The following is a 25,563-nucleotide window of genomic DNA, read 5'->3' as shown; positions in this document are numbered from 1 at the left end:
TCAGTCTCCTTCCACGCGCAGGACCGAGGCGACCCGTTCGACGACGTCGCTCGCGGCGAGTCGCTCCACGGTGTCGCTGAGATCCTGCTCTCGTGCTCTGTGCGTGCCGATCACCAGGCGCGCGACGCGCGCGCCTGTCTCGGTCTCGGTCGTTGCGCCCACCCCGGCGGGGTCGACGACGGTCTGCTCCACGGTCGCGATCGACACGTTCCCCTCGCTGAGGATGCCGGCGACCGTGGCCAGGACTCCCGGCTGGTCGGCGACCTCGAGCGTGATCTGGTATCGCGTCACGGCTCGTCCGATCGGGACGACGGGGAGGTTCGCGCGGGTCGACTCCCCCACACCGACGCCGCCGGCGATGTGGCGCCGCGCCGCCGAGACGACGTCGCCGAGCACCGCGGACGCGGTCTGCACGCCGCCGGCGCCGGCGCCGTAGAACATGAGGGGCCCCGCGGCCTCGGCCTCGACGAAGACCGCGTTGTTGGCCCCGTGGACACTCGCGAGCGGGTGCGACCGGGCGATGAGGGCCGGATAGACGCGCACCGAGATCGCCTCGCCGCTGGCCGAGGTCTCACCCGTGAGGCGCTCGCACACCGCGAGCAGCTTCACGACGTACCCGGCCTTGCGGGCGGCCTCGATCAGCGTCGCGTCGATCTGCGTGATGCCCTCGCGGTGGACGGCGTCCAGCGGGACGCTCGTGTGGAACGCGAGCGAGGCGAGGATCGCGGCCTTCTGCGCCGCGTCGTAGCCCTCGACGTCCGCCGTGGGGTCTGCCTCCGCGTATCCCAGTCGCTGCGCCTCGGCGAGCACGTCGGCGAACTCGGCGCCCTCCACGTCCATGCGGTCCAGGATGTAGTTGGTCGTGCCGTTGACGATGCCCATGATCCGCTGCACGCGGTCGCCGGCGAGGGAGTCGCGCAGCGGGCGGATGATCGGGATGGCGCCGGCTGCGGCGGCCTCGTAGTAGACCTCGGCGCCGACCTGGTCCGCGGCGTCGAAGATCTCGCTGCCGTGCGTGGCGAGGAGCGCCTTGTTGGCGGTCACGACATCCGCCCCGGAGTTGATCGCCTGCAGGAGATACGCGCGCGCGGGCTCGATGCCGCCCATGAGCTCGATCACGATGTCGGCCCCGACGATGAGAGACTCGGCATCCGTCGTGAAGAGCTCGCGGGGCAGGTCGACGTCGCGCGGCGCGTCCAGGTCGCGCACCGCGATGCCGGCGAGCTCGAGCGAGGCGCCCGCGCGGTCGGCCAGCTCATCGGCGTGCTTGAGCAGCAGCGCCGCGACCTGGGAGCCGACGGCCCCGGCGCCGAGCAGCGCCACGCGCAGATTCCGGTAGTCGATCATGCGGTCCTCTCGATCGCGGCGATCCCGGCGTCGCGGGCGAGCAGGTCGTCGACCGTCTCGCCGCGCACGATGACGCGGGCCTCGCCGCCGTGCACCGCCACGACCGGCGGGCGGGGCACGTAGTTGTAGTTGCTGGACAGGGAGAAGCAGTAGGCGCCGGTCGCCGCGACCGCCAGCAGGTCGCCGGGAGCGAGGTCGCCGGGCAGGTACTCGTCCTCCACCACGATGTCACCGGACTCGCAGTGCACGCCCACGACGCGCGTGAGCACGGGGTCGGCGGAGCTGCGGCGCGAGGCCAGACGTGCGGAGTAGGCGGCGCCGTACAGGGCCGTGCGGGCGTTGTCGCTCATCCCGCCGTCGACGCTCACGTAGCGGCGCTCGTGATCGGCGTCCACACGCACCTGCTTGGTCGTGCCGACGCGATAGAGCGTCACGCCCGCCGGACCCACGATCGAGCGCCCCGGCTCGACCGCGAGCTGCGGAACGGGGATGCCGCGCGCGGCGCACGCGCGCGCGACCGCCGCCACGACGCCGTGGGCGATGTCCTCGATGGGGCTCGGGTCGTCCGCGCTCGTGTAGGCGATCCCGAATCCCCCGCCGAGGTTCAGCAACGGCACGTCCGCCTCGGCCGCGAGCTCGGCGTGCACCGCGACGAGGCGCGACGCGGACTCGGCGAACCCGGCGACGCCGAAGATCTGCGAGCCGATGTGGCAGTGCAGGCCCAGGAAGCGCAGGCCGGGGACGGCGCGGATGCGCGCGACGACCGCCGTGGCGTCGGCGAGCGGGAAGCCGAACTTCTGGTCCTCGTGGGCCGTGGCCAGGAACGCGTGGGTCTCGGCGTGGACGCCGGTGTTGACGCGGACGAGCACGTTCTGGACGACGCCCTCGGCGGCCGTGATCGCCGCCAGCCGGTCGATCTCGACGAGGGAGTCGACGATGATCGTGCCGAGGCCGAGGCGCACGGCGCGGGTGAGCTCGGCGACGGACTTGTTGTTGCCGTGGAAGCCGAGTCGCTCGGGGGACGCGCCGCCGGCGAGCGCCACGGCGAGCTCGCCGCCGGAGCACACGTCGACGTTCAGCCCCTCCTCGATCACCCAGCGCACGACCTCGGTGGACAGGAACGCCTTGCCGGCGTAGTAGACGCGGATGGTCGTGCCGTGCGCGGCGGCGGCCTGCTCGAACGCGGCCCGCGTGCGCGCCGCGCGGGCACGCACCTCGCCCTCGTCGAGCACGTAGAGCGGCGTGCCATAGGTCTCGGCGAGCCGTGCGGCATCGACCCCTCCGACGCTCAGCGCGCCCTCGTCATCGCGTGCGGCCGAGTCAGGCCAGACGCCCGCGGCCAGTGCGTTCACGTCCTCCGGCACGGTGAGCCAGGACGGCGCGAAGGAGCGGGCGGGCGAGGCGGACACAGGAGAGCCAATCGGATGCAGGGTTTCTCGCGCGGACCGGGGCGGTTCACCGGTCGCGCAGTCCTTGCAGTCTAGGGGATGCCGGGCAGCACGCTCAGGAGCAGCTGCCGCGCTCGCGCAGGGCGGGGTCGGTCAGCAGGGCGCCGTCGACCCGGAAGTCGGCCTCGAGGCGGTCTCCGGTCACGGCAGCGCCCGTCAGCACCAGCCCGCGCGGGAGACGCTCGGCGAGGCACACCCGCCAGTCGTGCAGGACGTCGTCGGCGAGCCCGCCCAGACGCGCGCGCAGGTCGCCGGCCGTGATGGCGGACCCGCCGAGGGTCAGAGTGGCCGGCGTGAGCACGAGGTCGCCGGCGTCCGCGCTAGGGGTGAGCCCGACGCCGAGCGGGACGGAGACGCCCAGGACCGAGGGGGTGACCGACATCGTGACATCCGGCGCGGCGAGGCCGACCGTGTCGGAGGGGAAGCCGTCGACCCGTGACAGGAGCGCGCGCAACTGGGCCGCGTCGAGACGGACGGTCGCGGACCCGTCGCTCATCGCGAAGCCCTCGCGCACCCGCACGTCGCGCAGCGTGAGGGACACGTCGCCCGAGAAGCCGTCCGTCTCGACGTCGGGCGCCGTGATGGTCGCGGTGTCGATCGTCCCGGTCGCGAGCTGCAGCAGCAGCGAGCCCGGGATGTCGACATCCACCTTCGTGCCCGCCGGCACGCCCAGGCGCGCCGACAGCTGCTGGGTGACGGCCTTCGTGACGAGGTCGCGCGCGACCCACTCGCCGCCGAGCACGGCGCCCGCGGCGAGCACGAGGACGATCCCGACGGCGACGAGCCAGGGCCATGCGCGGCGCCGGCGACGCGGGGCGTCCGGCTCCGTCTCGGGGAACGGGAACGTGTCCCGCGATGCGCCGGTCACCGCCGGGTCACATTCGCTCGGGGGCGCTCACGCCCAGCAGGTCGAGACCGTTGCGCAGCACCTGGCCGGTCGCGTCGTTCAGCCACAGCCGCGTGCGGTGGACGGGCTCGACGGGCGCGTCGCCGAGCGGGATGACGCGGCAGCTGTCGTACCAGCGGTGGTACAGGCCCGCGAGCTCCTCGAGGTACCGCGCGATGCGGTGCGGCTCGCGCAGGTCGGCGGCGAAGGCGACCAGGCGGGGGAACTCCTGCAGCGCGCCCAGCAGCGCGGACTCGGTCTCGTGCGTGAGGGTCTCGGGGGCGAACTCGCTGCGATCGACCCCGGCCTCGGCCGCGTTGCGCGCGACGTTGTGCGTGCGCGCGTGGGCGTACTGCACGTAGAAGACGGGGTTGTCGTTCGTGCGCTTGCGCAGCAGCTCGGGGTCGAGCGTCAGCGGCGAGTCGGCCGGGAACCGCGCGAGCGAGTAGCGCAGCGCGTCCGTCCCGAGCCACTCGCGCAGGTCGTCCATCTCGATGATGTTTCCCGCACGCTTGCTGAGTCGGGCTCCGTTGACCGACACGAGCTGACCGATCAGCACCTCGATGTCCTTGTCCGGGTCGTCGCCCGCCGCGCCCGCGAGCGCCTTCAGGCGGTGCACGTAGCCGTGGTGATCCGCGCCGAGCAGATAGATCTTGTGCGCGAAGCCGCGATCCCCCTTGTTCAGGTAGTAGGCGGCGTCCGCGGCGAAGTACGTGTACTCGCCGTTGGCGCGGCGGATGACGCGGTCCTTGTCGTCGCCGAACGCGGTCGTGCGCACCCAGACGGCGCCGTCCTGCTCGAACACGTGGCCCTGCGCACGAAGACGCTCCACGGCCTCGTCGACGAGGCTCGGGGCGCCGTCGACGTGGGCGTGGAGGACCCGCTCGCTGAACCAGACGTCGAAGTGCACGTTGAACGCCTCGAGCGAGGCCTGGATCTCACCGAGCTGCAGCGTGTACGCGAGCTCGGTCGCGAAGGCGAGCTGCGCATCCGCCTCGGCCTGCAGGATGCCGCCGACGACGCCCTCGTACTCCGCCGCGCGCACGCGCTCGGCGAGGTCCTGGATGTAGGAGCCCGCGTAGCCGCCCTCGGGGGTGTCCTCCCCCTTCACCGCCGCCAGCACGGATCGGCCGAAACGCTGCATCTGCGCGCCCGCGTCGTTGATGTAGAACTCGCGCACGAGCGTCGCCCCCGAGGCGACGAGCAGCCGTGCGATCGCGTCGCCGAGCGCCGCCCACCGGGTGTGGCCGATGTGCAGCGGTCCCGTGGGGTTGGCCGAGACGAACTCCAGGTCGATCGTGTTGCCGCGCTGGGACTCGTTCGTGCCGAACGCGGCGCCGGCCTCGACGATGGTCTTGGCCAGCGCGCCCGCGGCCGCGGCGTCGAGGCGGATGTTGATGAACCCTGGGCCTGCGACCTCCACCGACGCGATGCCCGGCACGGCCCCGAGCCCCTCGGCGATCTGCGCGGCGAGCTCGCGGGGCGCGACGCCCAGGGGCTTCGCGAGCTTCAGCGCGAGACTGGAGGCCCAGTCTCCGTGGTCGCGGTTCTTGGGCCGTTCCAACACGATGTCGGCGGCGGTCAGCTCGGCGGCGGATCCCGCTCGTCGCTCCTCGGCGAGCGGGGCGACGACGGCGAGGAGGGCTTCGGAGAGCTGCTGGGGATCCATAGGCCCTCCATCCTACGGTCGCGCGTCAGGCCAGCCGTGTGAGCGTGCGGAAGTCGTCGCCGGAGCCATCGTCGCCCGCCCAGGCCGTCACGCGCATCCGCGACAGCCCGACGGAGCCGCCGTGGTAGCTGAGGAAGGCGCAGTCGGCGGCGTCGCGGCCCGTCGCGATGCGCACGAGCGTGCCGCGCGGTGCGAGACGTGTGGCGTCGACGACGTACCAGGCCCCGTCGACGTAGGCCTCGGCGACCGCGTGGAAGTCCATCGGGACCAGGTCCGGGGCGTAGCAGGCGGTGTAGCGTGCCGGCACGTCCATCGCCCGCAGCAGGGCGATGACCAGATGCGCGTAGTCGCGGCAGACGCCCTGTCCGGTCATGAGCGTCGTCACGGCACTGTCGGTGCCGAGGCTCAGGCCCGGCGTGTACGTCACGGTGCTCGCCACGAAGTCGTCCACCGCGACGACGAGCTCCTCGCCCGAGAGACCGCGGAACTGACGGCGTGCCTGCGTGAAGACCTCGTCGGACTGGCAGTAGCGGCTCGGGCGCAGGTAGGTGATGGCCTCGAGATCGCTCGTCCGCGTCTCCGAGGCCCGGCCCTCGACGATCGCCTCGTAACGGACCTCGAGGAGGCCCGGCTCCGCCGTCAGGCGATGCAGACGGCTGCCGGCCTGGTCGACGATCTCGGTCGCCGTGTAGGTGCGTCCTCCCTGTTCGAAGACGAGGCGCTCGCTCGACAGCGGCACGCTCTGGGCGGCCGTGATCTGGAAGATGAGGTCGACGGAGCCCCCGATGTCGAGGTCGAGCTCTGCGGAGACGGCGCGCTGCACCGAGCAATCCTCGCATGCGCGGAGCGGGTGGCGGCGACGAGGCCGTCGTCACGGGCCGACTGCCACGGGCGGGAGGTGCCCCGACGAGAAAACTAGTTAAGCTAGTTAATCACTCTGGTTAACCGCAACCCGTCCTGTACCTTGTCCGCATGGGCAGATTCATTTACTCCGATGGCACATCTTCTTTCGACATCGACGACAGACTGCTTGCCCACCTCCGTATTGTCGTGATGAACAAGCTTCGGCGCAACGAGCCGTTCATGTTCCACCTCGACCGCACCGACGGGCTCGGCCCGAAAAGCGTCTGGGTGCATCCCGCGGTCCCGATCGTGTTCCACTTCTTCGGGTCGCGAACGCCGGCGATCAACCGCGCATGGGTCGAGGCCCTGATGTCCGAGGCGAGCGGTCCGAACGGGCTCACGCTGCTTCCCGAGCCCGTCGCCGAGACGAGCTCAGCCGTCCACGCGGCTCAGACGCACTCCTGATCGACCTCATCGGCCACGGCATCCAGGAAGCCGGCGATCTCCACCATGGCCTCTTCGGAGAGCCCCGCCGACAGCCGCCGGATCTTCGCCGTGAGCGGATCGATGTCGTCCAGATCGACGGAGCGGTCGACGGGGACGACGAGCTTGCTGCGCCCATCGCTCGGGTGCGCACGGAAGGTGACGAGCCCGCCGGCGCGAAGACGATCGAGTATCCCCGTCACGGCCGCCGTCGACACGCCCAGGTGTTCGGCGATCGCCGTCGGCGTCACGTCCTCGTCGGCGTCCGAACGCTCGTAGACGAACCGCATCGCGGCGCGTGCGTTCTCGCTGGGCCCGCAGTCGGTCTGCCGGCGCCGCGCGAGTCTCGACTCGGCCAGCCGCAGCCGCTCGGTCGCACGAGCCACGGACTCCTGACGGGTCGACTCCTCGGTGTCGGGCATGTCTTCCCCTGGGTGCACTGGCGGACGGTCGCGAAGGGATTCTACGCTCGAACGGCACAGCGAGTGCGACGACGACGGGGGCTGCCATGGTCGGGATGACGGACGATGCCGTCGACGACGGTCGCGACGAGACCGCCGACGAGCGCTCCGACCGCAACTGGTCCGAGATCCTGCAGGAGCTGCGCGCCGTCCAGACCGGGACGCAGATCCTCTCGGGCTTCCTGCTCGCCGTCGCCTTCCAGCCCACGTTCGCCGAGCTCCCGGTGCCCGAGCGGGCGTTCTACCTGTGCCTCGTGAGCCTGGCGGGCGCCGCCGCGCTCATCGGCCTGATACCGGTGGTCCTGCACCGGCGCCTGTTCCGCGACCGCCAGAAGGAGCGGCTCGTACGACTCGGCGATCGCCTGTTGCTGGCCATGCTGGCGATCGTCTCCGTGCTCGTCGCCGGCGTCATCGGGTTCGTGTTCGGCGTCACGACGGACCGCGCGGCGGGGATCGTGGCGCTGGGCGTCTCCCTCGTCGGGGTCGCCGTCATGTGGCTCGCGATCCCGCGCCGCAGATCGAGCAAGAAGGCCCGGACTTCCTGAGAAGTCCGGGCCCGTACGCCGTGCCCCCGGAGGGATTCGAACCCCCGACTTTTGGTACCGGAAACCAACGCTCTATCCCCTGAGCTACGGAGGCGTACCGATCGAGCCTATCATCCGCGCGGCGCGACGACCGACCCGGGAGGGATCACGGATAGCCGATCGTCCACAGCAGCAGCACCGCCGCGACCTGCAGCACGAGCGCTCCCCCGAGGGTGACGGCACGCCGACGCCGGGTGCGGGAGAGGCGCTCGTCGCCGAGGAGCGGCGCCATCGGCAGCATGAGCCGGAACAGGCTCTGCTGCGGCAGGAAGACGCCGAACAGGTACAGCCCGTAGCTGAGGCCGAAGGCGGCGACCACGAGACCCAGCCGACGCACCGGGGTCGACCACATCCAGCAGAAGAACCCGATCATGATCGCCAGGACCAGGACGATGCCGAGGATGCCGAGGTACATGCCCGCGAACCGGAACCAGGGGGTCAGCGGCACGAACTCGCCGGTCCCGATCAGGGGCGTCCACCATGCGGTCTCGGTGAGGATGTAGGCGTGCGGGGTGCGCGTGACGGTGTCGGCGATCCACGACCACGACAGGCCCGCCGCCGCGATCACCAGTCCGGCCGCGCACAGCCGCAGACGTTCCCTGAGCGGGAACGGGTCGCTGCGACGACGGGCCCACCGCACGAGGAAAACGATCCCCAGCGCCAGGGCCAGCGCCAGCACGCCCGGGCGGGTGTACGCGCACACGACGCCGATGACCAGGGTCCACACGTACCGGCGGCGCACCGCCAGCAGGAGCGCCGCGAACAGCAGGAACAGGAACAGCGACTCGGCGTAGGCGATGACGAAGATGAACGAGAGCGGTCCGAAGGTGAACAGCACGGTCGCCCACCACGCCGCGCCGGGCTTGGTGACCGCGCGCAGCAGCAGGAACAGCACGATCGTCGCACCGAGACTGAACAGGATGCTGAGGAGCACGCCCGCCAGCTGCCAGCTCATCCCCGTCGCGCCGGCGACCGTGCGCTCGAGGAACGGGAACACCGGCAGGAAGGCCCAGTCGTTGGGCTCGACGTCGCCGTACATGTCCAGCGGCAGGTTCGGCGGATAGCCGATCTCGGCGATCCGCCCGTAGCGGTCGGCATCCCAGTCGGTGAGGAACGACAGGAAGTCCTTCGCGGGATAGCCGGGCGCGCCGAAGCCCCAGTTCGCCGCCTTGGAGACGAGGTACCAGCCGCCGAGCAGCAGGACGTTCACGAGGCGCCCGATGCCCCAGAGGAGCGTCACGGCGCCGAGGTCACGCCGGGACGGACGGCGGATGCCGGGGTCCGTCTGCACGGCGTCGCCGACCCAGTCCTTCACCCCGGCCCACGCGCGCCGCGCCGTGCGGCGCGGCCAGGCCGGGCGCACCGGCGCATCCACGACGGCGGATCCGTGTGCGATGCCGGACCGGCTCACGAGACTCCCTCCCCGCTCGGCGGCGACTGTCGGCGACCGAAGGCGGTCGTAGCGTGACGGCGCGCGAACGCACCGCGATCCATCATGGCCGATGGCGGGCGATTCTCGCTCAGGCTCTGCACAGCGTCGTGGTCAAGGCACCGCCGCGATCGCGCTCAGCCCGCGGGACGACGGTAGGCGAGATCGCGGATGCTGCGACCGGCGCGGGCGCCCTTGCGCTCGAACGCGGTCTGCACGCGTCCGTCGAACCGCTCGGCCCACTCCCCGTCGAAGTCGCGGACGAAGCTCGCGTCGGCGTCGAGCACATCGCGCATCTGCACGGCGTACTCCTCCCAGTCCGTGGCGAGGCGCAGCACGCCGCCCGGACGCAGGGCACGCCCGGCCGTGCGGGCGAACTCGGGCTGCACGAGGCGGCGCTTGGTGTGCCGCTTCTTATGCCACGGGTCGGGGAAGAAGACCCACAGCTCGGCGATAGCGGCCGCCGGCAGGAGGTGCTCCAGCACCTCGGGCGCGTTCGCCTCGACGAGGCGCAGATTCGCGATGCCCGCGCGGTCCGCATCCAGCATCGTGCGCGCGAGACCCGCGCGGAACACCTCCACCGCCAGGAAGTCGTGGTCGGGACGCAGCCCGGCGGCGTGGACGATCGCGTGCCCCTGGCCGGAACCGATCTCGACGATCAGGGGCGCCCGCCTCCCCCACACGACCGCCGGGTCGATCCGCGCATCGCGGGCGACGCTGGTGGCGGCCGCGTCCCGGGGGACCGGGAGCAGATAGCGCTCGCCGAGCTCGTTCCACGCCCGCTCCTGCGCCTCCGACATCCGGCCGCTGCGGCGGACGAACGAGACGGGGCGGTCGCGGAAGCCGGGAGGCGCGGAGTCGGTCACTCCCCCAGGCTACCCAGCACGCTCACGCGGTCACGAAGTCGATGAGCTCCTCGACCCGACCGAGCAGCGCCGGCTCCAGGTCGCGGTAGCTGTGGACGCGCGAGAGGATCCGCTGCCAGGCGTGGGCGATGTCGGCCTGGTCGCGCGCGGGCCAGCCGAAGGCCCGGCAGACGCCCGCCTTCCACTCGATGCCGCGCGGGATCTCGGGCCACCGCGGAATGCCGAGCGCCTGCGGCGTCACGCACTGCCACACGTCGACGTAGGGGTGTCCGACGATCCTCAGGTGCGCGCCGTGCGGTCCGCGCTCGATCCCGCGGGCGATCCGCTCCTCCTTGGATCCCGGCACGAGGTGGTCGACCAGCACGCCGTAGCGGCGGTCCGCGCCCGGCGGCTCCGCATCCAGCAGGTCGGCCAGCAGATCGACGCCCTGGAGGTACTCCACGACGACCCCCTCGGCCCGCAGGTCGTCGCCCCAGACCTTCTCGACGAGCTCCGCGTCGTGACGTCCCTCGACGAGGATGCGGCTGGGCCGGGCGATGCGCGCACGGGTGTCGGCGGGTGCGAACGAGCCGGAGGCCGTGCGGCGCGGCGCGGACGACGTCTCCACTGCCGGAGCGACGAGCACGACGTCGGCACCGTCGACCAGGAAGCCCGCTCCGAGCGGGAAGCTGCGCCGTCGGCCGTGGCGGTCCTCGAGCTCGACGAGCCCCTCCGAGACGCGCGTGACCGCGCCGCAGAAGCCGTCGGCGGCGACCTCGACGACCGTGTCGCGACGAGCGGGGACACGCGCGAGCTCGCGACGCCCGCGCTCCTTCCAGCCGGGCGCGAGCACATCGGCCCCGTATCGATCGTCCATGGTGACCCTCCCGGGTCGGCAAGCGTAGCCGCCGGGGCCTGCCGCGGCCGGGAGCGACCCGCCATCGCCGCCGCGCGGGCCCATGGAGCCGACCGGCCGAGCCCGGTGCCGGCCATTCATGGCACTTGCCAAGCCGCCACGCATAGACTCGACACAGGCTGCGGACCACCCCCGAAGGAGGAGATCGATGCGGCGTCGAGCTCTCGGACTCGCGGCGGCGATCGGGATCGCGGCGAGCCTCGCGGTCGCCGCGCCGGCCTTCTCCACACCGCCGGTCACGCTCGGCGCCGGGCACGTGGTCGACGAGGCGGACGCGCTCTCCCCCGCCCAGGCGCAGGCGGCCGAGGAGCGGCTCGGCCGCCTCAAGACCGAGACCGGCATCGACCTGTGGGTCGTGTTCGTGGAAGATTTCACCGGCCCTGCCGATGCCGAGGGCTGGACCACCCAGGTCTCCCGGCAGAACGGCCTCGGCTCGCAGGACTTCCTGCTCGCGGTGGCCACGGACGGCCGCCAGTACTGGCTGGACGGAGACCTCGACACCCTCAGCGCAGCGAAGCTCGCCACGATCCGCCGCGACGACATCGAGCCCGCCCTCACCCGCAGCGACTGGGCGGGCGCGGTCGACGGGGCGGCGGAGGGCATGACCATCGCGGTGAACGGTGATCCGCGCGCAGCCCGGACCGCCTGGATCGTGGTCGGCACCCTCGCGGGTGCCGGCGTCGTGCTGGTCCTCGTCCTCGTGCTGCTCGGCGCACGCCGGCGCCGCGCTCGGGCACGGGCGGCCGCCGAGTCCCTCGCGACGCTGGCGCAGCGCGCGGGCGTCGCCCTCGTGCAGGCGGACGACGCGGTCCGGACCGCGCAGCAGGAGCTCGACTTCGCGGCCGCCCAGTTCGGCGAGTCGACGACATCGGAGTTCCGCGCGGCGATCGCGACGGCGCAGCAGGAGCTCGAGCAGGCGTTCCACATCCGGCAGCAGCTCGACGACGAGATCCCGGACACCGACGAGCAGCGGCGAGCCTGGCACACCCAGACCATCGAGCTCGCGGAGTCCGCGCAACGGCGGCTCGCCGAGAAGTCCGCGGCGTTCGAGGAGCTCCGAGCTCTCGAGAAGGAGGCCCCGGCAGCGCTCGAGCGCCTGTCGGCGCAGCGAACCCGGACGGCGACGCTCGTCGCCGCGGCCCCCGCGGAGTACCGGCGGCTCGCCGCATCCTCCTCCGCGGGCGCGCTCGCAGCCGTCGCCGACAACCCGGCGCAGGCCGAGAGCCGTCTCGGCTTCGCCGACGAGCGGCTCGCGGCCGCACGCGAGGAGCTCGCGGCCGGACGGACAGGTCCTGCCGCCGTCGCGCTGCGCGGCGCCGAGCAGTCGCTCGCACAGGCCGAGCAGCTCACGCAGGCGATCACGACGCTCGGCGCCCACCTGCAGGAGGCCGCAGCACAGCTCCCGGCCCTCATCGCGGAGGTACGCGCAGAGGTGGCCGCCGCGGGCGCGCTGCCCGACCCCGACGGACGCGTGGCCGCTGCGGTCGCCGCCGCGCAGGCGGCCCTCGGCCAGGACGCCTCCGCCGACCCGCTCGCCGCCGTCGCCGCGCTCCAGTCGGCCGACACGCAGCTGGACGCCGCGCTGGCAGAGGCCCGTGACGCCGCGGCACGCGCCGAGCGCGCACGACAGCTGCTGCCCGCCGCGCTCTCCCACGCGGACGCGGCGGTCGCCACCGCGGCTGATTTCATCGCGACGCGCCGCGGCGCGGTCGGGGCGACCGCACGCACCCGCTTCGCCGAGGCGCAGTCGGTGCTCGCCCAGGCCCGGGCGCTGACCGATCCCGAGCAGGCGCTCGCCGCAGCCGGACGCGCCGATCAGCTCGCCACGGATGCGCTGCGCAGCGCGCAGACGGATGTCGGCGCCTTCGGCTCGCCCGGAGGCGGGAACAGCTCCGGCGCCATGCTCGGCGGCATCCTCATCGGCAGCCTGCTGGGCGGAGGCGGTCACCGCGGTTTCGGAGGGGGCGGCTTCGGCGGAGGCGGGGGCTTCGGCGGCGGCTTCGGCGGCGGGGGCTTCGGCGGCGGCGGTGGGGGCGGCTTCGGCGGCGGCAACCGCGGGGGCGGCGGCGGCCGCTTCTGAGCGGGATCACGACTTCTCATCACGACCACAACGAAAGGAAGCACGATGGCCAAGCAGTCCATCTTCGGACGCATCTCGACCCTCGTCCGCGCCAACATCAACGCCATGATCGACGCGGCGGAGGACCCGCAGAAGATGCTCGATCAGCTGGTGCGCGACTACACCAACAACATCGCGGACGCCGAAGCCGCCATCGCCGAGACGATCGGCAACCTCCGGCTGCTCGAGCGCGACCACCAGGAGGACGTGCAGGCGGCGGCCGAGTGGGGCAGCAAGGCGCTGGCCGCGAGCCGCAAGGGCGACGAGCTGCGGGCCGCCGGGGATGTCGCGGGAGCCGACAAGTTCGACGGGCTCGCCAAGATCGCCCTGCAGCGTCAGCTCTCCGAGGAGAGCCAGGCCAAGGCCGCGGAGCCGCAGATCGCGGCGCAGACCGAGGTCGTCGACAAGCTCAAGGACGGCCTCAACGGCATGAAGCAGAAGCTCGAGCAGCTGCGCGCCAAGCGCAGCGAGCTGCTTGCGCGGGCCAAGGTCGCCGAGGCGCAGAACAAGGTGCACGACGCGATCAAGAGCGTCAACGTCCTCGACCCCACGAGCGAGATCGGCCGGTTCGAGGACAAGATCCGTCGTCAGGAGGCGCTGGCCGCCGGCAAGGCGGAGCTGGCGGCATCCAGCCTCGACGCACAGTTCGAGTCGCTGGAGGACCTCGGCGAGCTCACCGAGGTCGAGGCTCGGCTGGCGGCGCTGAAGGCCGGCGGGTCGCCGCAGGGCGCACTCGGGGCGGGCGCGGCACCCCAGGTCGCGGAGCCGCAGGCTCTGCCGGGTCACACCCAGCAGTGACGCGATGACCCGGTTCGTCGTCGTCCCGCAGTGGCAGGGCTCGGCGTCCTCACGCGCCATGCAGCTCATCGACGGCGCGGAGGCCATCGCCGGCGACCTGCCGCGATCGGCGTGCTCGCGCGTGGAGGTGCCGCTCGAGGCCGGCGATGCCCTGGGGACGACCGTGTGGCGCGCGAGCGCCCTGCTGCAGGTGCGGCGGGCGCTCGACGCCGCGCTGGCCGGGATCGACGAGCCCGCGCTCGTCGTCGGCGGCGACGCCTCGGTCTCGGTCGGGGCCGTCGGTCACGCCGCCTCGCGCGCCCTGCGACTCGCGGTCGTGTGGGCCAGCGCCCGGCCGACCCTGCACTCGCCCCTTCTGGCCTCAGCGACCGCGTTCGCGGACGTCGCGCTCCGCGCCATCGTGGGCGAGGCTCCGGACGGCCTGCGGCTGCGTCCGGGGACGATCGTCCCCGCCGACATCGTCCTCGTCGGCGCACGGGCCGCCGACGAGGACGAGCTCGGCTACATCGAGGGCTACGGCATCCGCTCGGTGCCGGTCGAGGCGCTCGCGGACCCGGACGCGATCGCCGCGGCGGTGCGGGCGACGACGGCGGACGCGGTCTACGTGCACGTGGACGTGGACGTGCTGGATCCGAGCGAGATGCCGGGGGTGACCTCTGCCGTGCCGTTCGGCGTGCACCTCCCGGATCTGCTCGCGGCGCTCGCCCGGCTGCGAGCCGAGGTCCCGCTCGCCGGCGCCTCCCTCACCGAGTTCGCTCCCGCGTCGGCAGCGGCCGCCGCGGACGACCTCGGGATCCTGCTGCGTCTGGTGGGCGCTCTTGCCTAGTCGCGAGCAGGCCGACCGCTCCCGGCGGCCGGGGCCGGCGGGAGCGGTTGCGCGCGTGGCGGACTGGGTCACCCTCGCGGGGTACGCCTACGGCTGCGCGGTCGGCTGGGTGTGGGGCGGGCTCCTCAGCCGGGGCCGCATCCGCCGCCACGGCCGGCTCTGGGTGTTCCGTGGCCTCCCGAACTGGGCGTTCCCCCGCGGCGGGGTCTGCGTCGGCCACTGCTTCCTCACGGGCGACGGCCCGATCGACGAGCGGCTGCTGCGGCACGAGTCGGTGCACGAACGGCAGTGGCGCCGCTACGGCTTCCTCATGCCGGTGCTCTATCGGCTGGCCGGGCGCGACCCGCTGCGCAACCGCTTCGAGATCGAGGCGGGACTCGAGGACGGCAACTACCTGCCTCGGGGTTCCTGACGCGCTCCATCCGGGCGGCATGCCCGCTCGACGCGGACGAGCCGGAGACCGCGGCGCGGACCTTCAGCGTACGGGCAGCAGCCGGAAGCGCTCGGGAGCGTGGATGCGGTCCGGCTCGACACCGCGCTCGTCCATCAGGTGATCGACGATCTCGGCCGTGCCGAGGAAGCCGCCCAGCAGCGTGACGGTGGTCGTGTCGTCCTCGCCGCACATCATCTCGTCCGCCCAGGCGTTGACGGCACGAGCGAGCGCCTCGCCGTGACCGCACGAGCGTCCCGTTCCCGGAGCACCCGAACGACGGTCACGCGCGAGCCAGCTGATCGTCATGCGCGGGGGCACCACGATCGGGACGATGTGCGCGGCATCCGGGACCTCGACGAACACCCGCCCCACGGCGCACAGCGGCAACGTCGCCAGCACCGTCTCGAGCTCGGTCAGCGAGCTCTCGTCGGCCGCGACGAGGTGCTGCACGCGCGGAGCGCGGGAGGCACGGCGGGTGCCGGTGCGCTGCGAAGAGAGGATGTCGGGCATGTCACCGACGAGTATACGCCCGGAGGGTAGGCATGCCTAACCATCCTCACGGTCGCGGGGGCACGGGATAGCGCCCCGCGATCGTCACCCGGTTGAACGCGTTGATCGACACGAGGATCCAGCTGAGCGCGACGTACTCGGCTTCCGTCAGGACGTCGCCGACGTGGTCGTAGACCGCATCCGGGACCCCCTCCTCGTGGATGAAGGTGAACGCCTCCGCGAGCTCCAGCGCGGCACGCTCGCGCTCGCTGAAGACCCCCGACTCACGCCACGTGGCGACCTGGGCGATCGTGTCCGCGTCCAGTCCCGCCGCCACGGCGCGTCCCACGTGCACACGGACGCAGTACGCGCAGCCGTTGAGCTGCGAGGCGTGGATCTGCACGATCTCCTTGAGCCGGTCGTCGATCCCGGCGTCGGCCGCGAGGGTGCCCACCGTCCGGGCGAGCCCGTCGAGCGCGCGGTAGGCGTCGGGGGCGGACTTCGACAGGTGCACGCGGCGTTCCTCGCTCATGGCGGCAGCCTACCGAGCGCACCGCACCGAGCGCCTACGATGCACACATGGGCGACGACGCGTTCGACGAGTTCTCCTTCCTCCCCGAGCAGGCCGCGGACATCGGCGCCACCACGCCCCTGCCCCCGGTTCGGCGGCTGGCCGTGGGCCTGCCCGACGGGCGCACGCTCTCGGCCCTCCGCTTCGGCGATGCGCCGCCGCAGGTCACGCTGCTGCACGGCGCGGGGCTCAACGCTCGCACCTGGGACACGACCGTGCTCGCCCTGGGCCTGCCCGCCCTCGCGATCGACCTGCCGGGCCACGGCGACTCCTCGTGGCGAGAGGATGCCGACTACTCGCCGCACACGCTGGCGCCCGACATCGTGCGGGCGCTCGAGGAGTGGACGGAGGGCCCGCAGGTCCTGGTGGGGCACTCGCTCGGCGGGCTCGCCGCGGCCGCCGTCGCCGCCGCGGCACCCGCCCTCGTGGCACGGCTCGTGATCGTCGACATCACTCCCGGGGTGGACCCGGCAGCGGGCCCGCAGCAGATCCGGTCCTTCTTCGCCGGGCCGACCGACTGGGCGAGCCGCGACGAGCTGGTCGAGCGGGCGCTCTCCTTCGGGCTCGGCGGCACGCGACGCGCGGCCGAACGCGGTGTCTTCCTCAACTCCCGCGTGCGCCCGGACGGCCGGGTCGAGTGGAAGCACCACTTCGCCCGGCTCGCCGCCGCGCAGGCGAACGGCGAGCTGCCGGAGGGACGGAACGACGCGCTCGCCGCCCTCCTGTCGGACGCGGGATGGAGCGATCTCCGCTCGCTCGCCCTGCCCATCACGCTCGTACGCGGCGACTCCGGCTACGTGACCCCCGCCGACCTGGCGGAGTTCTCGCGACGGCTGCCCGCCGCATCCATCGTGACCCTTCCCGCCCACCACAACGTGCACGAGGAGATCCCGGTCGCGTTCGCCGACGCCCTGCGCCGGATCGCGGCCGGCTGAGGCGTCAGCGGCCGAACAGCCGTCGCCTCTTGGCCGGCTTGAGCGACTTCTGCAGGTAGACCGTGCCCAGCCAGCGGCCGAACTTGAAGCCGACGCGCCCCATGCGACCCACCTCGGTGAAGCCGAGCTTCTCGTGCAGCGCGATCGAGCCCTCAGCGCCCTTGTCGCTGATGACCGCGACCAGCTCGCGGATGCCCCTCTCCTCGCAGGCGGAGATCAGCGCCTGCAGCAGCGCCCGGCCGAGCCCCTTGCCGGAGGCCGCCTGGCCGAGGTAGATCGAGTCCTCGACCGTGTACCGGTAGGCGGACTTCCCCGCCCACGGCTGCACCAGCGCGTACCCGAGCAGCTGCCCGGTCGGCGAGACCGCGACGAGGAAGGGGAGGTCGAGCTTGGCGAGGTGGTCGAACTTCTCCCGCCACTTCTTGAGCGTCCACTTCTTCTCGTCGAAGGTGACGACCGAGTTCGTGACGTAGTAGTTGTAGATCTCGCGGATGTCGGGGATGTCGGACACGCGCGCCGGACGGATCTCGTACGAGAACGACGCCTCGACCGCCTCGGCACGGCGCAGGTGGCGTGGCAGCCGTCGACGCTTCTCGTATTCCTCCTCGAGCATGGCGTTTACTCTACGACGAGACGCGCCAGTCCACGGGACTCGCGCCCTGCTGCTCCAGCAGCGCGTTGGCGCGCGAGAACGGCGCGGACCCGAAGAAGCCCCTGCTCGCCGAGAGCGGCGACGGATGCGGCGACTCGATCGCGGGCGTTGCGCCCAGCAACGGGCGGAGGTTCGCCGCATCCCTGCCCCACAGGATGGCCACGAGCGGCGAGGAGCGCGCGGCCAGCACCCGGATGGCGTGCTCGGTGACCTTCTCCCAGCCCCACCCCCGATGGGACGCGGGCGCGCCGGGGGCCACCGTCAGCACGCGGTTGAGCAGCATGACGCCCTGCTCGGTCCACGCCGTGAGGTCGCCGTGCGGCGCCGGCGGGATGCCGAGGTCGGACTGCAGCTCCTGGTAGATGTTCGACAGGCTCCGCGGGAGCGGCCGGACGTGCGCGTCGACCGCGAACGAGAGACCGATCGGATGCCCGGGCGTCGGGTAGGGGTCTTGGCCGACGATCAGCACCTTCACCTCGGCGAGCGGACGTTGGAACGCGCGCAGCACCCGCTCCCCGGCGGGGAGATATCGACGGCCCGCCGCGACCTCCGCACGCAGACGTTCGCCCAGGGCGGCGATGTCGCCGGCGACGGGGGCGAGCGCCTCGGCCCAGCCGGGATCCATGAGCCCCGCCTCCGCGAGCTGCGGCAGTGTCATCGCCACGGCGTCAGGCCGATCCTTCGAGCCCCGCGTCCTGCTCGATGACCGAGCCCTGCCACGACCAGGGGAAGTCGATCCACAGCGCGGTGTCCTTCCAGCTGTAGTCGGGCTGGATGATCGTGGTCGGCTTCGTGTAGATGACGGCCGAGCGCACCTCGGCCCCCTGCTCGGTCAGGAGCCGCACGGCCAGATCCAGGGTTCGCCCACTGTCGGCGACGTCGTCGACCAGGAGAACCTTCCTGCCGTCGAGGTAGGTCATGTCGAGCTCGGGCGGGAGCAGCTCCGGCGCGTCCAGAACCGTTCCGATGCCCGTGTAGAACTCGACGTTGATCGCCCCGCAGTTCTTGATGCCGAGCCCGTAGGCGATCGCACCCGCCGGCAGCAGACCGCCGCGCGCGATCGCGACGACGACCTCGGGCACGAAGCCCTCCGCGACGATCGACCGCGCGATGTCGCGGCACGCCTCTCCGAACCCGTCCCAGCTGAGTTGCTCGCGCTCCTGCGCCACCGCTTCTGCCACCGACCCAGCCTACTGCCGCACGTGCAGCTCGCCGCGCGCCAGCCGGTGCTGCGCGGACTGCGCCACCGGACGCAGGACCACGAGGTCGAGGTTGACGTGGGCCGGCGCCTGCAGCGCGTAGCGGATGATGTCGGCGACGTCCTCCGCGCGCAGCGGATCGGCCACGCCCTCGTAGACCCGATCGGCGGCATCGGCGTCGCCGCCCAGCCGCCGCAGGGAGAACTCCTCCGTCTGCACGAGGCCGGGCGCGATCTCGCTGACGCGGATCGGCTCGCCGTTCAGCTCCAGGCGCAGCGCCTGCACGAGCATGGACTCGGCGGCCTTGGCCGCGTTGTACCCGCCGCCGCCCTCGTAGGCCGTGCGCGCCGCCGTCGAGGTGACGAACAGCGTGTCCGCGTGTCCCCCGCCCGCCGCCGCCTGGCGGAGCAGCGGCAGCAGGTGCGCCACGAGCCGTTGCGCGGAGAGCACGTTCGCCTCGTACATCCAGCGCCATTGCTCGGGGTCGCCCGCCGCGACCTCGTCGACGCCGCGGGCGCCGCCCGCGACGTGCACGAGCGCGTGCACGGGACCGCTCTCGGCGAGCCAGGCGGCGAGCGCCGTCACATCGGCTTCGACCGTGAGGTCCGCGGCGAACGCGACGGCGCCGGTCGCCTGCTCCAGCGCCTGCAGTCGTTCCGCTCGGCGTGCGACCGCGACCACGTCCCATCCGGCGTCGCGCAGCATCCGCGCCGTCGCCTCGCCGATCCCCGAGCTCGCCCCCGTCACCACCGCGCGTCTGTTCGCCATCCCCCCACCGTACCTGCGTGTTGTTACGCAGCGTGTCCGGCCCGTTGTCGCCCGACGCGCGGCCCCGTACTGTCGGTCGTGGCCCAGGCAGAAGCCTCGGACCCCATCGAATTCAGGAGAATGCCATGTCCGCACCCGAGAACTGGCGGTTCGAGACGAAGCAGGTCCACTCCGGAGCTGCGCCCGACCCGGTCACCAAGGCTCGTGCCACGCCGATCTACCAGACGACGTCCTACGTCTTCGACAACACCGACCACGCGGCCAACCTGTTCGCGCTGGCCGAGTTCGGCAACATCTACACCCGCATCCAGAATCCCACCCAGGATGTCGTCGAGCAGCGCATCGCGGCGCTCGAGGGCGGCTCCGGGGCGCTGCTGGTGGCGTCGGGCCAGGCGGCCGAGACGTTCGCGGTGCTGAACATCGCCCAGGCGGGAGACCACATCGTCTCCTCCAGCTCGATCTACGGCGGCACGTACAACCTCTTCAAGTACACGCTGGCCAAGCTCGGCATCGAGACGACCTTCGTGGAGAACCAGGACGACCCCGAGGAGTGGCGCCGCGCCGTCCGCCCGAACACGAAGCTGTTCTTCGCGGAGACGATCGGCAATCCCAAGGTCAACGTCCTCGACATCCGCACGGTCGCCGACATCGCGCACGAGAACCGCGTGCCCCTCATCGTGGACAACACGATCGCGACGCCCTACCTCATCCGCCCCTTCGAGCACGGCGCCGACATCATCGTGCACTCGGCGACGAAGTTCCTCGGCGGCCACGGGACCACGATCGGCGGCGTGATCGTCGACGGCGGCACGTTCGAGTGGTCCAAGAACGTCGACAAGTTCCCCGGGCTCACCGAGCCCGACCCGTCCTACCACGGCGCCTCCTACACCACGGCGGTCGGCGACGCGCTCGCGTACATCATCAAGGCCCGCGTGCAGCTGCTCCGCGACCTCGGATCCTCGATCGCGCCGAACAGCGCCTGGCTGCTGATCCAGGGGATCGAGACGCTGTCGCTGCGCATCGAGCGTCACGTGCAGAACGCCCAGGAGATCGCGGAGTGGCTCGAGGGCCTCGACGACGTCGCCAGCGTGAACTACTCGGGGCTGCCCACCTCCCCCTGGTACGCCGCCGCGAACCGCTACGCCCCCAAGGGCGTCGGCGCGATCGTGTCGTTCGAGCTCAAGGGCGGTGTGGAGGCGGGCCGCGAGTTCGTGAACTCGCTCACGCTGTTCAGCCACCTGGCCAACATCGGCGACGTGCGCTCGCTCGTCATCCACCCGGCATCCACGACCCACTCGCAGCTCACGCCGGAGCAGCAGCTCACGGCGGGAGTGACGCCGGGCCTCGTGCGCCTGTCGGTCGGCATCGAGAACGTCGACGACCTGAAGGCCGACCTGGAGCAGGCGCTCGGCGCCGCGCGCCGGGTCGCCGAAGCCGCACGCGCCTGAGTCCTCGCGCCCTCGCGGCGCGCCGCATCCGGATGCCCCGGGGGTCCCGCACCCCCGAGGCATCCGCGTGCGCGCCCCGTGCCCCACTCCCCCTCTCTTTCCCCTGATCGCGTCGATTTCGTGTAGTCGCGCCGCGAAAGCGATGCGCGACTACACGAAATCGACGCGGTCGTGGGACGGCACGAGCAGCTCGGGCCGCGTAACACAGCACCGCGGGACGCGACGCTCCGGGAGAATGGATGTGTGGATTGGCAGACCTCCGAGGACACCGTGCCGAGCGCGCCGGTGACGGAGGCGGACGCACGCCTGCTGCGCGGCCGCCCGCCCGCGACGGGCGCCTGGCGCGACGGCGATCCCGCGGGTGAGCGGCGTTTCGCCGCGTTCGGCGCCTTCCGCACCGAGGGCGGCGAGGAGCTTCCCGCGTACCGGCTGGCCTACGAGACCTGGGGCGAGCTGAGCCCGGCCCGCGACAACGCCGTGCTCGTCCTGCACGCCCTCACGGGCGACAGCCACGTGCGCGGCGACGCCGGACCGGGTCATCCCACGGCGGGCTGGTGGCAGGACATCGTGGGCCCGGGCGCCGCGATCGACACCTCGCAGTGGTTCGTCGTCGCCCCGAACATGCTCGGCGGCTGCCAGGGTTCGACCGGCCCCGCGAGCATCGCGCCGGACGGCTACGAGTGGGCGGGACGCTTCCCCTATCTCACGGTGCGCGACCAGGTCGAGGCGCAGCGCGCGCTCGCCGATGCACTCGGCATCGACCGCTGGGCCGCCGTCGTCGGCGGGTCGATGGGCGGCATGCACGCCCTGGAGTGGGCGGCCGGGCATCCCGATCGCGTCGCGCGCGCGGCCATCATCGCCGCTCCCCCGGTCAACACGGCCGACCAGATCGCACTGAACTCCGTGCAGCTCGAAGCCATCCGCATCGACCCGCGGTTCGCCGGCGGCGAATACTACGACGCGGCACAGGGCGAGGGGCCGCACCGGGGCCTCGCGCTCGCGCGCCGCATGGCGCTGCTGAACTATCGCAGCCCGACCGAGCTGAACCAGCGCTTCCAGCGCTCCTGGCAGTCCGGGGTGAGCCCGCTCGGTCACGGCGGCAGGTTCGCCGTCGAGTCCTACCTCGACTTCCACGGCAACAAGTTCACGCGCCGCTTCGATGCGAACAGCTACCTGACCCTCGTCGAGGCCATGAACTCGCACGATGTCGGCCGCGGCCGTGGCGGCGTGGAGGATGCGCTCGCCCGGGTCACCGCGACGACGCTCGTGCTGGGCATCGACAGCGATCGGCTCTTCCCCGTCGACGGACAGCATCGCATCGCTCGCGGCGTCCGGAACACGCTGGACGGCGACCGCGCGGTCGTCATCACGAGCGACTTCGGCCACGATGGGTTCCTGATCGAGACGGATGTCGTCGCGCACCACCTGCGCCGCCTGCTCTCGGCGCCGGTGTGAGCACCCGCGACCGTCGGGCGACCGGGAGCGATCAGTCGAAGGGCAGCGGCTCGGAGCGATGCCCCGCGAGGGTCTGCGAGCGGTCCGGCAGGCGGTAGGACACGAGCGCGATCGCGAGCCCCGCGAGCGCGAGCAGGCCGCCGACCCAGGCGGGCGCGACGTAGCCCCAGCCGAGGGCGATGACGACACCGCCGAGGAAGGCGCCGAGACTGTTGCCGATGTTGAGCGCCGAGTGGTTCAGGGCGGCGGCGATCGACTGGTTGTCCGCGGAGACATCCATCAGCCGTGTCTGGATCGCCGGGCTGAGCGCCGAGGACACGAAGCCGACCCCGAACCCGAAGAGCGCGAGGAGCACGATCCACTGCGCGGTCAGCGCGAGGGCGGCGAGGACGATCGCCAGCAGGAGGAGACCGCCGAGCACCGTGCGGCGAAGATCGACGTCCGCGAGGTGTCCGCCGACGAGGTTGCCGAACGTCATCCCGAGACCCACGACGACGAGCACGATCGGAACGACCCAGGCGGGCGAGCCCGCGACCTCGGTCACCATCGGGGCGACGTAGCTGTAGACGGCGAAGAACCCGCCGAACCCGATGGCACCGGTCGCGAGGGCGAACCAGACCTGCGGGATGCGGAAGACGCCCAGCTCCGCCCGGAGCGTGCGCCCCGGCTGACCCGGCGCACGCGGCACGAAGACGAGGATCGCGACGGTGGCGAGGGCGAAGATGCCGGCCACGACCGCGAAGGCGGTGCGCCAGCCGAACTGCTGGCCGAGGAACGTGCCCAGCGGCACGCCCACGACGTTCGCGATCGTCAGGCCCGTGAGGACGAACGCGACGCCCTTCGCACGCTTGCCCGGACCCAGCACGTCGGCAGCCACGAGGGCGCCGATCCCGAAGTAGGCGCCGTGCGGGAGGCCGGCGAGGAACCGGGATGCCGCCACGAGCCCGAAGGAGGGCGCCACGACCGTGAACGCCGTGAAGACCGTGAGGGCGAGGGCCAGACACACCATCACGCGGTGCCGCGGGAAGCGTGCGACCGAGCCGGCGATCGTCGGGGCGCCGACGACGACGCCGAGGGCGTAGAGGCTGATGAGCCACCCGGCCTGCGCGATCGCGTCCTCCTGGCTCGCGGCCCACTGCGCGGGCAGCAGCTCTGCGGCGATGTTGGGCAGGAGGCCCATGATCGTGAACTCGGTCATGCCGATGCCGAACGAGCCGATGGCGAGAGAAAGGAGCGCCCCCGTCGCCGCGCCCTTCGAGAGTGTCGAAGAGGTCACTCGGTCATGCTATCCCCGCGACGGGGCGCACGTCGAATCGATTCGGCCGAGCAGGGACGCGCCCGCGGCTCAGTCGTCGGCGGCGTCCTCGATCGCGCGCTCCAGGCGTTCGATCTTGGCATCGAGCTCGCCCGTGAAGCCGGGCCGGATGTCGGCCTTCAGCACGAGCGAGACACGCGACCCGAAGGGCATGACCGCCTCCGTCGCGCGCTTGACGACATCCATGACCACGTCCCACTCGCCCTCGATCTCGGTGAACATCGAGGTCGTCCGGTGCGGCAGACCCGACTCGCGCACGACCCGGACCGCGGCGGCGACCGCGTCGTGCACGGAGCCGTCCGCGCGGCCGGTGCCGCTGGGGGCGACGGAGAAGGCGACGAGCATCAGGAACCTCCTGCGAGGGCGGAGTCGGATCGGAAGGATGTCGCGGCGCGGGGGGCCCGCGTGCGCACGCGGGCGAGCAGCACGACCGACCACACGAACAGCGTGACCATGAGCGCGTTGCGGATCGTGATCGACACGAGCGGCACCGGCATCACCACGAGCAGGTCGAAGTACGTGAGCGGATAGACGATCTGCGTCGTGATCGCGACGACGAGCGCGACGATCGCGGGACCGCGCCACCGGGCGCGGTCGAGCACGAGGCCCATGATGAGCGGCACGCTGATCCACACGATGTACTGCGGTGAGCCGACCTTGTTGAGCGCGATGAAGGCCGTGACGAGCGCGAGCGCGAGGGGCGGGAACAGCGCCGAGAAGCTCGCCCGGCGCCACGCCTTGTAGCCGCCGAGGGCGGCGACCGCGAGCACGCCGACCACCAGCAACGGCGTCATGACCGCGATGACGGTGTCGACGTGCGGTCCCGTGATGTAGAAGGTGAGCAGGTCCGGGTCGTAGTGGACGCTGGAGGTGCCGTTGATCCGGTCGTCCCACAGGTAGAACGTGCTGACGGGCGACTCGACCTGGAGCGACCGGGAGGTCTGGTCCATGATGAAGTTGAAGGCGTGCGCGCCGCCGCCCAGCAGCACGACGGCGCCGAGGGTCACGGCCGTCACGGCCAGCCCCCCGCCGATGATCGCCATCCGCCGCCGCACCGCGATGACGGCCGCCGCGAGCAGCGCCGCGGGCCAGACCTTCATCCAGGTCGCCACGGCCAGCAGCACGGATGCCGCCCAGGGACGGCCGCGCAGCCACAGCACGCCCATGATGCCCAGTGCGACCGTGACGGCATCGATCCGGTAGAGCGCGATGGGTCCCAGCAGCACGATGAACGCGAGCCAGAACCATGCCGCCGTCACCCGGCCGCGGGACCGCGCCCGACCCACGAGCATCGCGAAGGCGGCGGCGTCCAGGAGGATGATCATGATCGCCCACGCGGGCGTGTAGCTCACGAGCCAGCCGAAGATCCAGGTCGCGAGCATCGGCAGGATCGCCAGCTGCGGATAGACCCATGGCTTGTCGAGACCCACGAAGCCGACGTACGTGTCCTTGCTGTACAGCGAGTAGTCGGCCTGGAAGACCCATCCCCCCGAGAAGTACGCCCGCGACCAGGGCTCGTACACGAGGTAGACATCGCCCATCGGAGCGTTCGGCAGGATCCAGCCGAGCCAGGCGACCCCCACGTGCACGACCGCGAACGCGATCCACAGCACGACACGTCTTGACACCCCGACATCCTACGGG

Annotated in this window: 27 protein-coding genes and 1 tRNA gene; 9 read left to right on the top strand and 19 right to left on the bottom strand. The window is 72.1% G+C overall.

Annotation, left to right across the window (positions count from 1 at the left end):
* The 5 genes from QE381_RS00565 to QE381_RS00545 all read right to left on the bottom strand — a co-directional run bounded on the left by QE381_RS00565 (position 1) and on the right by QE381_RS00545 (position 6,173).
* The gene (locus QE381_RS00565) at positions 1-1,347 is read right to left on the bottom strand and encodes a homoserine dehydrogenase (protein WP_307214550.1); all 1,347 of its coding nucleotides are present in this window, start codon (positions 1,345-1,347) and stop codon (positions 1-3) included.
* On the bottom strand, positions 1,344-2,756 hold the full coding sequence (lysA, locus tag QE381_RS00560; RefSeq protein WP_307214549.1) for a diaminopimelate decarboxylase: 1,413 nt from the start codon (positions 2,754-2,756) through the stop codon (positions 1,344-1,346). Before lysA ends, QE381_RS00565 begins: the two co-directional genes overlap by 4 nt.
* Before the next feature lie 94 nt (positions 2,757-2,850).
* Entirely contained in the window at positions 2,851-3,663 is an 813-nt protein-coding gene (locus tag QE381_RS00555) for a DUF2993 domain-containing protein (protein ID WP_307214547.1), read from the bottom strand.
* A gap of 7 nt (positions 3,664-3,670) precedes the next feature.
* Positions 3,671-5,350 carry an arginine--tRNA ligase gene (gene argS / locus QE381_RS00550; RefSeq protein WP_307214545.1) on the bottom strand — a complete coding sequence of 560 codons (1,680 nt, stop codon included), beginning with the start codon at positions 5,348-5,350 and terminating at the stop codon, positions 3,671-3,673.
* A 25-nt stretch (positions 5,351-5,375) separates the two neighbouring features.
* Positions 5,376-6,173, bottom strand: coding sequence for a transglutaminase family protein (locus QE381_RS00545; protein WP_307214543.1), 798 nt, complete (start codon positions 6,171-6,173; stop codon positions 5,376-5,378).
* Between the two features lie 230 nt (positions 6,174-6,403).
* Between QE381_RS00545 and QE381_RS00540 the strand changes: the two genes are divergently transcribed.
* Positions 6,404-6,658 (top strand): ATP-dependent DNA ligase, encoded by a 255-nt coding sequence (locus QE381_RS00540; protein WP_307214541.1) that lies wholly within the window; start codon positions 6,404-6,406, stop codon positions 6,656-6,658.
* Here QE381_RS00540 and QE381_RS00535 read toward each other — a convergent pair.
* Complete coding sequence (locus tag QE381_RS00535) at positions 6,643-7,098, bottom strand: MarR family winged helix-turn-helix transcriptional regulator (RefSeq protein WP_307214539.1); 456 nt, start codon at positions 7,096-7,098, stop codon at positions 6,643-6,645. The two genes, QE381_RS00540 and QE381_RS00535, sit on opposite strands and share 16 nt — an antisense overlap.
* A 95-nt stretch (positions 7,099-7,193) precedes the next feature.
* Here QE381_RS00535 and QE381_RS00530 point away from each other — a divergent pair, with 95 nt between their 5' ends.
* Positions 7,194-7,682, top strand: coding sequence for a DUF6328 family protein (locus QE381_RS00530; RefSeq protein ID WP_307214537.1), 489 nt, complete (start codon positions 7,194-7,196; stop codon positions 7,680-7,682).
* 21 nt (positions 7,683-7,703) lie between these two features.
* Here the strand turns inward: QE381_RS00530 and QE381_RS00525 are convergent.
* From QE381_RS00525 to QE381_RS00510, 4 genes are all read right to left on the bottom strand, one after another.
* Positions 7,704-7,776 (bottom strand) — tRNA-Arg (locus QE381_RS00525).
* 51 nt (positions 7,777-7,827) lie between these two features.
* Complete coding sequence (locus QE381_RS00520; RefSeq protein ID WP_307214535.1) at positions 7,828-9,132, bottom strand: hypothetical protein; 1,305 nt, start codon at positions 9,130-9,132, stop codon at positions 7,828-7,830.
* A gap of 155 nt (positions 9,133-9,287) precedes the next feature.
* A complete protein-coding gene (gene trmB / locus QE381_RS00515; RefSeq protein WP_307220347.1) occupies positions 9,288-9,950 on the bottom strand; it encodes a tRNA (guanosine(46)-N7)-methyltransferase TrmB in 663 nt (220 codons plus the stop codon).
* Between the two features lie 88 nt (positions 9,951-10,038).
* The gene (locus tag QE381_RS00510; RefSeq protein WP_307214533.1) at positions 10,039-10,872 is read right to left on the bottom strand and encodes a DUF3097 domain-containing protein; all 834 of its coding nucleotides are present in this window, start codon (positions 10,870-10,872) and stop codon (positions 10,039-10,041) included.
* A gap of 187 nt (positions 10,873-11,059) precedes the next feature.
* Between QE381_RS00510 and QE381_RS00505 the strand changes: the two genes are divergently transcribed.
* The 4 genes from QE381_RS00505 to QE381_RS00490 are packed head-to-tail and all read left to right on the top strand — an operon-like array spanning position 11,060 to position 15,066.
* On the top strand, positions 11,060-12,991 hold the full coding sequence (locus QE381_RS00505) for a TPM domain-containing protein (protein ID WP_307214531.1): 1,932 nt from the start codon (positions 11,060-11,062) through the stop codon (positions 12,989-12,991).
* 45 nt (positions 12,992-13,036) lie between these two features.
* Positions 13,037-13,828: a PspA/IM30 family protein gene (locus QE381_RS00500; RefSeq protein ID WP_307214530.1), complete on the top strand. Its 792-nt coding sequence runs from the start codon at positions 13,037-13,039 to the stop codon at positions 13,826-13,828.
* Positions 13,829-13,832: 4 nt separating this feature from the next.
* Positions 13,833-14,654, top strand: coding sequence for an arginase family protein (locus QE381_RS00495; RefSeq protein ID WP_307214528.1), 822 nt, complete (start codon positions 13,833-13,835; stop codon positions 14,652-14,654).
* Positions 14,655-14,709: 55 nt separating this feature from the next.
* A complete protein-coding gene (locus QE381_RS00490) occupies positions 14,710-15,066 on the top strand; it encodes a Fe-S oxidoreductase (protein WP_307214526.1) in 357 nt (118 codons plus the stop codon).
* A 63-nt stretch (positions 15,067-15,129) separates the two neighbouring features.
* Here the strand turns inward: QE381_RS00490 and QE381_RS00485 are convergent, their stop codons facing one another.
* Positions 15,130-15,597: an SIP domain-containing protein gene (locus QE381_RS00485; protein WP_307214524.1), complete on the bottom strand. Its 468-nt coding sequence runs from the start codon at positions 15,595-15,597 to the stop codon at positions 15,130-15,132.
* Between the two features lie 46 nt (positions 15,598-15,643).
* Complete coding sequence (locus QE381_RS00480) at positions 15,644-16,108, bottom strand: carboxymuconolactone decarboxylase family protein (protein ID WP_307214522.1); 465 nt, start codon at positions 16,106-16,108, stop codon at positions 15,644-15,646.
* Positions 16,109-16,155: 47 nt separating this feature from the next.
* Between QE381_RS00480 and QE381_RS00475 the strand changes: the two genes are divergently transcribed.
* Positions 16,156-17,082, top strand: coding sequence for an alpha/beta fold hydrolase (locus tag QE381_RS00475; protein WP_307214520.1), 927 nt, complete (start codon positions 16,156-16,158; stop codon positions 17,080-17,082).
* Positions 17,083-17,086: 4 nt separating this feature from the next.
* Here QE381_RS00475 and QE381_RS00470 read toward each other — a convergent pair whose 3' ends face one another.
* Genes QE381_RS00470 through QE381_RS00455 form a run of 4 tightly spaced genes read right to left on the bottom strand, consistent with a single transcriptional unit; the run spans position 17,087 to position 19,701 of the window.
* On the bottom strand, positions 17,087-17,695 hold the full coding sequence (locus QE381_RS00470; RefSeq protein WP_307214518.1) for a GNAT family N-acetyltransferase: 609 nt from the start codon (positions 17,693-17,695) through the stop codon (positions 17,087-17,089).
* A gap of 10 nt (positions 17,696-17,705) precedes the next feature.
* Complete coding sequence (locus tag QE381_RS00465; protein ID WP_307214516.1) at positions 17,706-18,398, bottom strand: uracil-DNA glycosylase; 693 nt, start codon at positions 18,396-18,398, stop codon at positions 17,706-17,708.
* Positions 18,399-18,402: 4 nt separating this feature from the next.
* The gene (locus QE381_RS00460; RefSeq protein ID WP_373426967.1) at positions 18,403-18,903 is read right to left on the bottom strand and encodes a phosphoribosyltransferase; all 501 of its coding nucleotides are present in this window, start codon (positions 18,901-18,903) and stop codon (positions 18,403-18,405) included.
* A gap of 21 nt (positions 18,904-18,924) precedes the next feature.
* Positions 18,925-19,701, bottom strand: coding sequence for an SDR family oxidoreductase (locus QE381_RS00455; RefSeq protein ID WP_307214512.1), 777 nt, complete (start codon positions 19,699-19,701; stop codon positions 18,925-18,927).
* Between the two features lie 125 nt (positions 19,702-19,826).
* Between QE381_RS00455 and QE381_RS00450 the strand changes: the two genes are divergently transcribed.
* Both QE381_RS00450 and QE381_RS00445 read left to right on the top strand, forming a co-directional pair.
* A complete protein-coding gene (locus QE381_RS00450; protein ID WP_307214510.1) occupies positions 19,827-21,149 on the top strand; it encodes a bifunctional o-acetylhomoserine/o-acetylserine sulfhydrylase in 1,323 nt (440 codons plus the stop codon).
* A 243-nt stretch (positions 21,150-21,392) separates the two neighbouring features.
* The gene (locus QE381_RS00445) at positions 21,393-22,604 is read left to right on the top strand and encodes a homoserine O-acetyltransferase (protein ID WP_307214508.1); all 1,212 of its coding nucleotides are present in this window, start codon (positions 21,393-21,395) and stop codon (positions 22,602-22,604) included.
* 31 nt (positions 22,605-22,635) lie between these two features.
* Here the strand turns inward: QE381_RS00445 and QE381_RS00440 are convergent, their stop codons facing one another.
* The 3 genes from QE381_RS00440 to QE381_RS00430 form a co-directional block, all read right to left on the bottom strand.
* Positions 22,636-23,802 carry an MFS transporter gene (locus tag QE381_RS00440; RefSeq protein ID WP_373426966.1) on the bottom strand — a complete coding sequence of 389 codons (1,167 nt, stop codon included), beginning with the start codon at positions 23,800-23,802 and terminating at the stop codon, positions 22,636-22,638.
* 147 nt (positions 23,803-23,949) lie between these two features.
* Positions 23,950-24,264 (bottom strand): thiamine-binding protein, encoded by a 315-nt coding sequence (locus tag QE381_RS00435; RefSeq protein WP_307214504.1) that lies wholly within the window; start codon positions 24,262-24,264, stop codon positions 23,950-23,952.
* On the bottom strand, positions 24,264-25,547 hold the full coding sequence (locus tag QE381_RS00430; protein ID WP_307214502.1) for a glycosyltransferase 87 family protein: 1,284 nt from the start codon (positions 25,545-25,547) through the stop codon (positions 24,264-24,266). Before QE381_RS00430 ends, QE381_RS00435 begins: the two co-directional genes overlap by 1 nt.
* Positions 25,548-25,563 lie beyond the last annotated feature (16 nt).

The sequence above is a fragment of the Microbacterium sp. SORGH_AS_0888 genome (assembly GCF_030818905.1).
GTDB lineage: Bacteria > Actinomycetota > Actinomycetes > Actinomycetales > Microbacteriaceae > Microbacterium.
This window is presented reverse-complemented; position numbering and strand designations above follow the sequence as displayed.

What these genes read in the sequence shown, in the direction of transcription:
- QE381_RS00565 (WP_307214550.1), bottom strand. Translation starts at nt 1,347, where the DNA reads ATGATCGACTACCGGAATCTGCGCGTGGCGCTGCTCGGCGCCGGGGCC.
- argS (WP_307214545.1), bottom strand. Translation starts at nt 5,350, where the DNA reads ATGGATCCCCAGCAGCTCTCCGAAGCCCTCCTCGCCGTCGTCGCCCCG.
- QE381_RS00540 (WP_307214541.1), top strand. Translation starts at nt 6,404, where the DNA reads ATGAACAAGCTTCGGCGCAACGAGCCGTTCATGTTCCACCTCGACCGC.
- QE381_RS00535 (WP_307214539.1), bottom strand. Translation starts at nt 7,098, where the DNA reads ATGCCCGACACCGAGGAGTCGACCCGTCAGGAGTCCGTGGCTCGTGCG.
- QE381_RS00530 (WP_307214537.1), top strand. Translation starts at nt 7,194, where the DNA reads ATGACGGACGATGCCGTCGACGACGGTCGCGACGAGACCGCCGACGAG.
- trmB (WP_307220347.1), bottom strand. Translation starts at nt 9,950, where the DNA reads ATGTCGGAGGCGCAGGAGCGGGCGTGGAACGAGCTCGGCGAGCGCTAT.
- QE381_RS00510 (WP_307214533.1), bottom strand. Translation starts at nt 10,872, where the DNA reads ATGGACGATCGATACGGGGCCGATGTGCTCGCGCCCGGCTGGAAGGAG.
- QE381_RS00505 (WP_307214531.1), top strand. Translation starts at nt 11,060, where the DNA reads ATGCGGCGTCGAGCTCTCGGACTCGCGGCGGCGATCGGGATCGCGGCG.
- QE381_RS00500 (WP_307214530.1), top strand. Translation starts at nt 13,037, where the DNA reads ATGGCCAAGCAGTCCATCTTCGGACGCATCTCGACCCTCGTCCGCGCC.
- QE381_RS00495 (WP_307214528.1), top strand. Translation starts at nt 13,833, where the DNA reads ATGACCCGGTTCGTCGTCGTCCCGCAGTGGCAGGGCTCGGCGTCCTCA.
- QE381_RS00485 (WP_307214524.1), bottom strand. Translation starts at nt 15,597, where the DNA reads ATGCCCGACATCCTCTCTTCGCAGCGCACCGGCACCCGCCGTGCCTCC.
- QE381_RS00480 (WP_307214522.1), bottom strand. Translation starts at nt 16,108, where the DNA reads ATGAGCGAGGAACGCCGCGTGCACCTGTCGAAGTCCGCCCCCGACGCC.
- QE381_RS00475 (WP_307214520.1), top strand. Translation starts at nt 16,156, where the DNA reads ATGGGCGACGACGCGTTCGACGAGTTCTCCTTCCTCCCCGAGCAGGCC.
- QE381_RS00470 (WP_307214518.1), bottom strand. Translation starts at nt 17,695, where the DNA reads ATGCTCGAGGAGGAATACGAGAAGCGTCGACGGCTGCCACGCCACCTG.
- QE381_RS00455 (WP_307214512.1), bottom strand. Translation starts at nt 19,701, where the DNA reads ATGGCGAACAGACGCGCGGTGGTGACGGGGGCGAGCTCGGGGATCGGC.
- QE381_RS00450 (WP_307214510.1), top strand. Translation starts at nt 19,827, where the DNA reads ATGTCCGCACCCGAGAACTGGCGGTTCGAGACGAAGCAGGTCCACTCC.
- QE381_RS00440 (WP_373426966.1), bottom strand. Translation starts at nt 23,802, where the DNA reads ATGACCGAGTTCACGATCATGGGCCTCCTGCCCAACATCGCCGCAGAG.
- QE381_RS00435 (WP_307214504.1), bottom strand. Translation starts at nt 24,264, where the DNA reads ATGCTCGTCGCCTTCTCCGTCGCCCCCAGCGGCACCGGCCGCGCGGAC.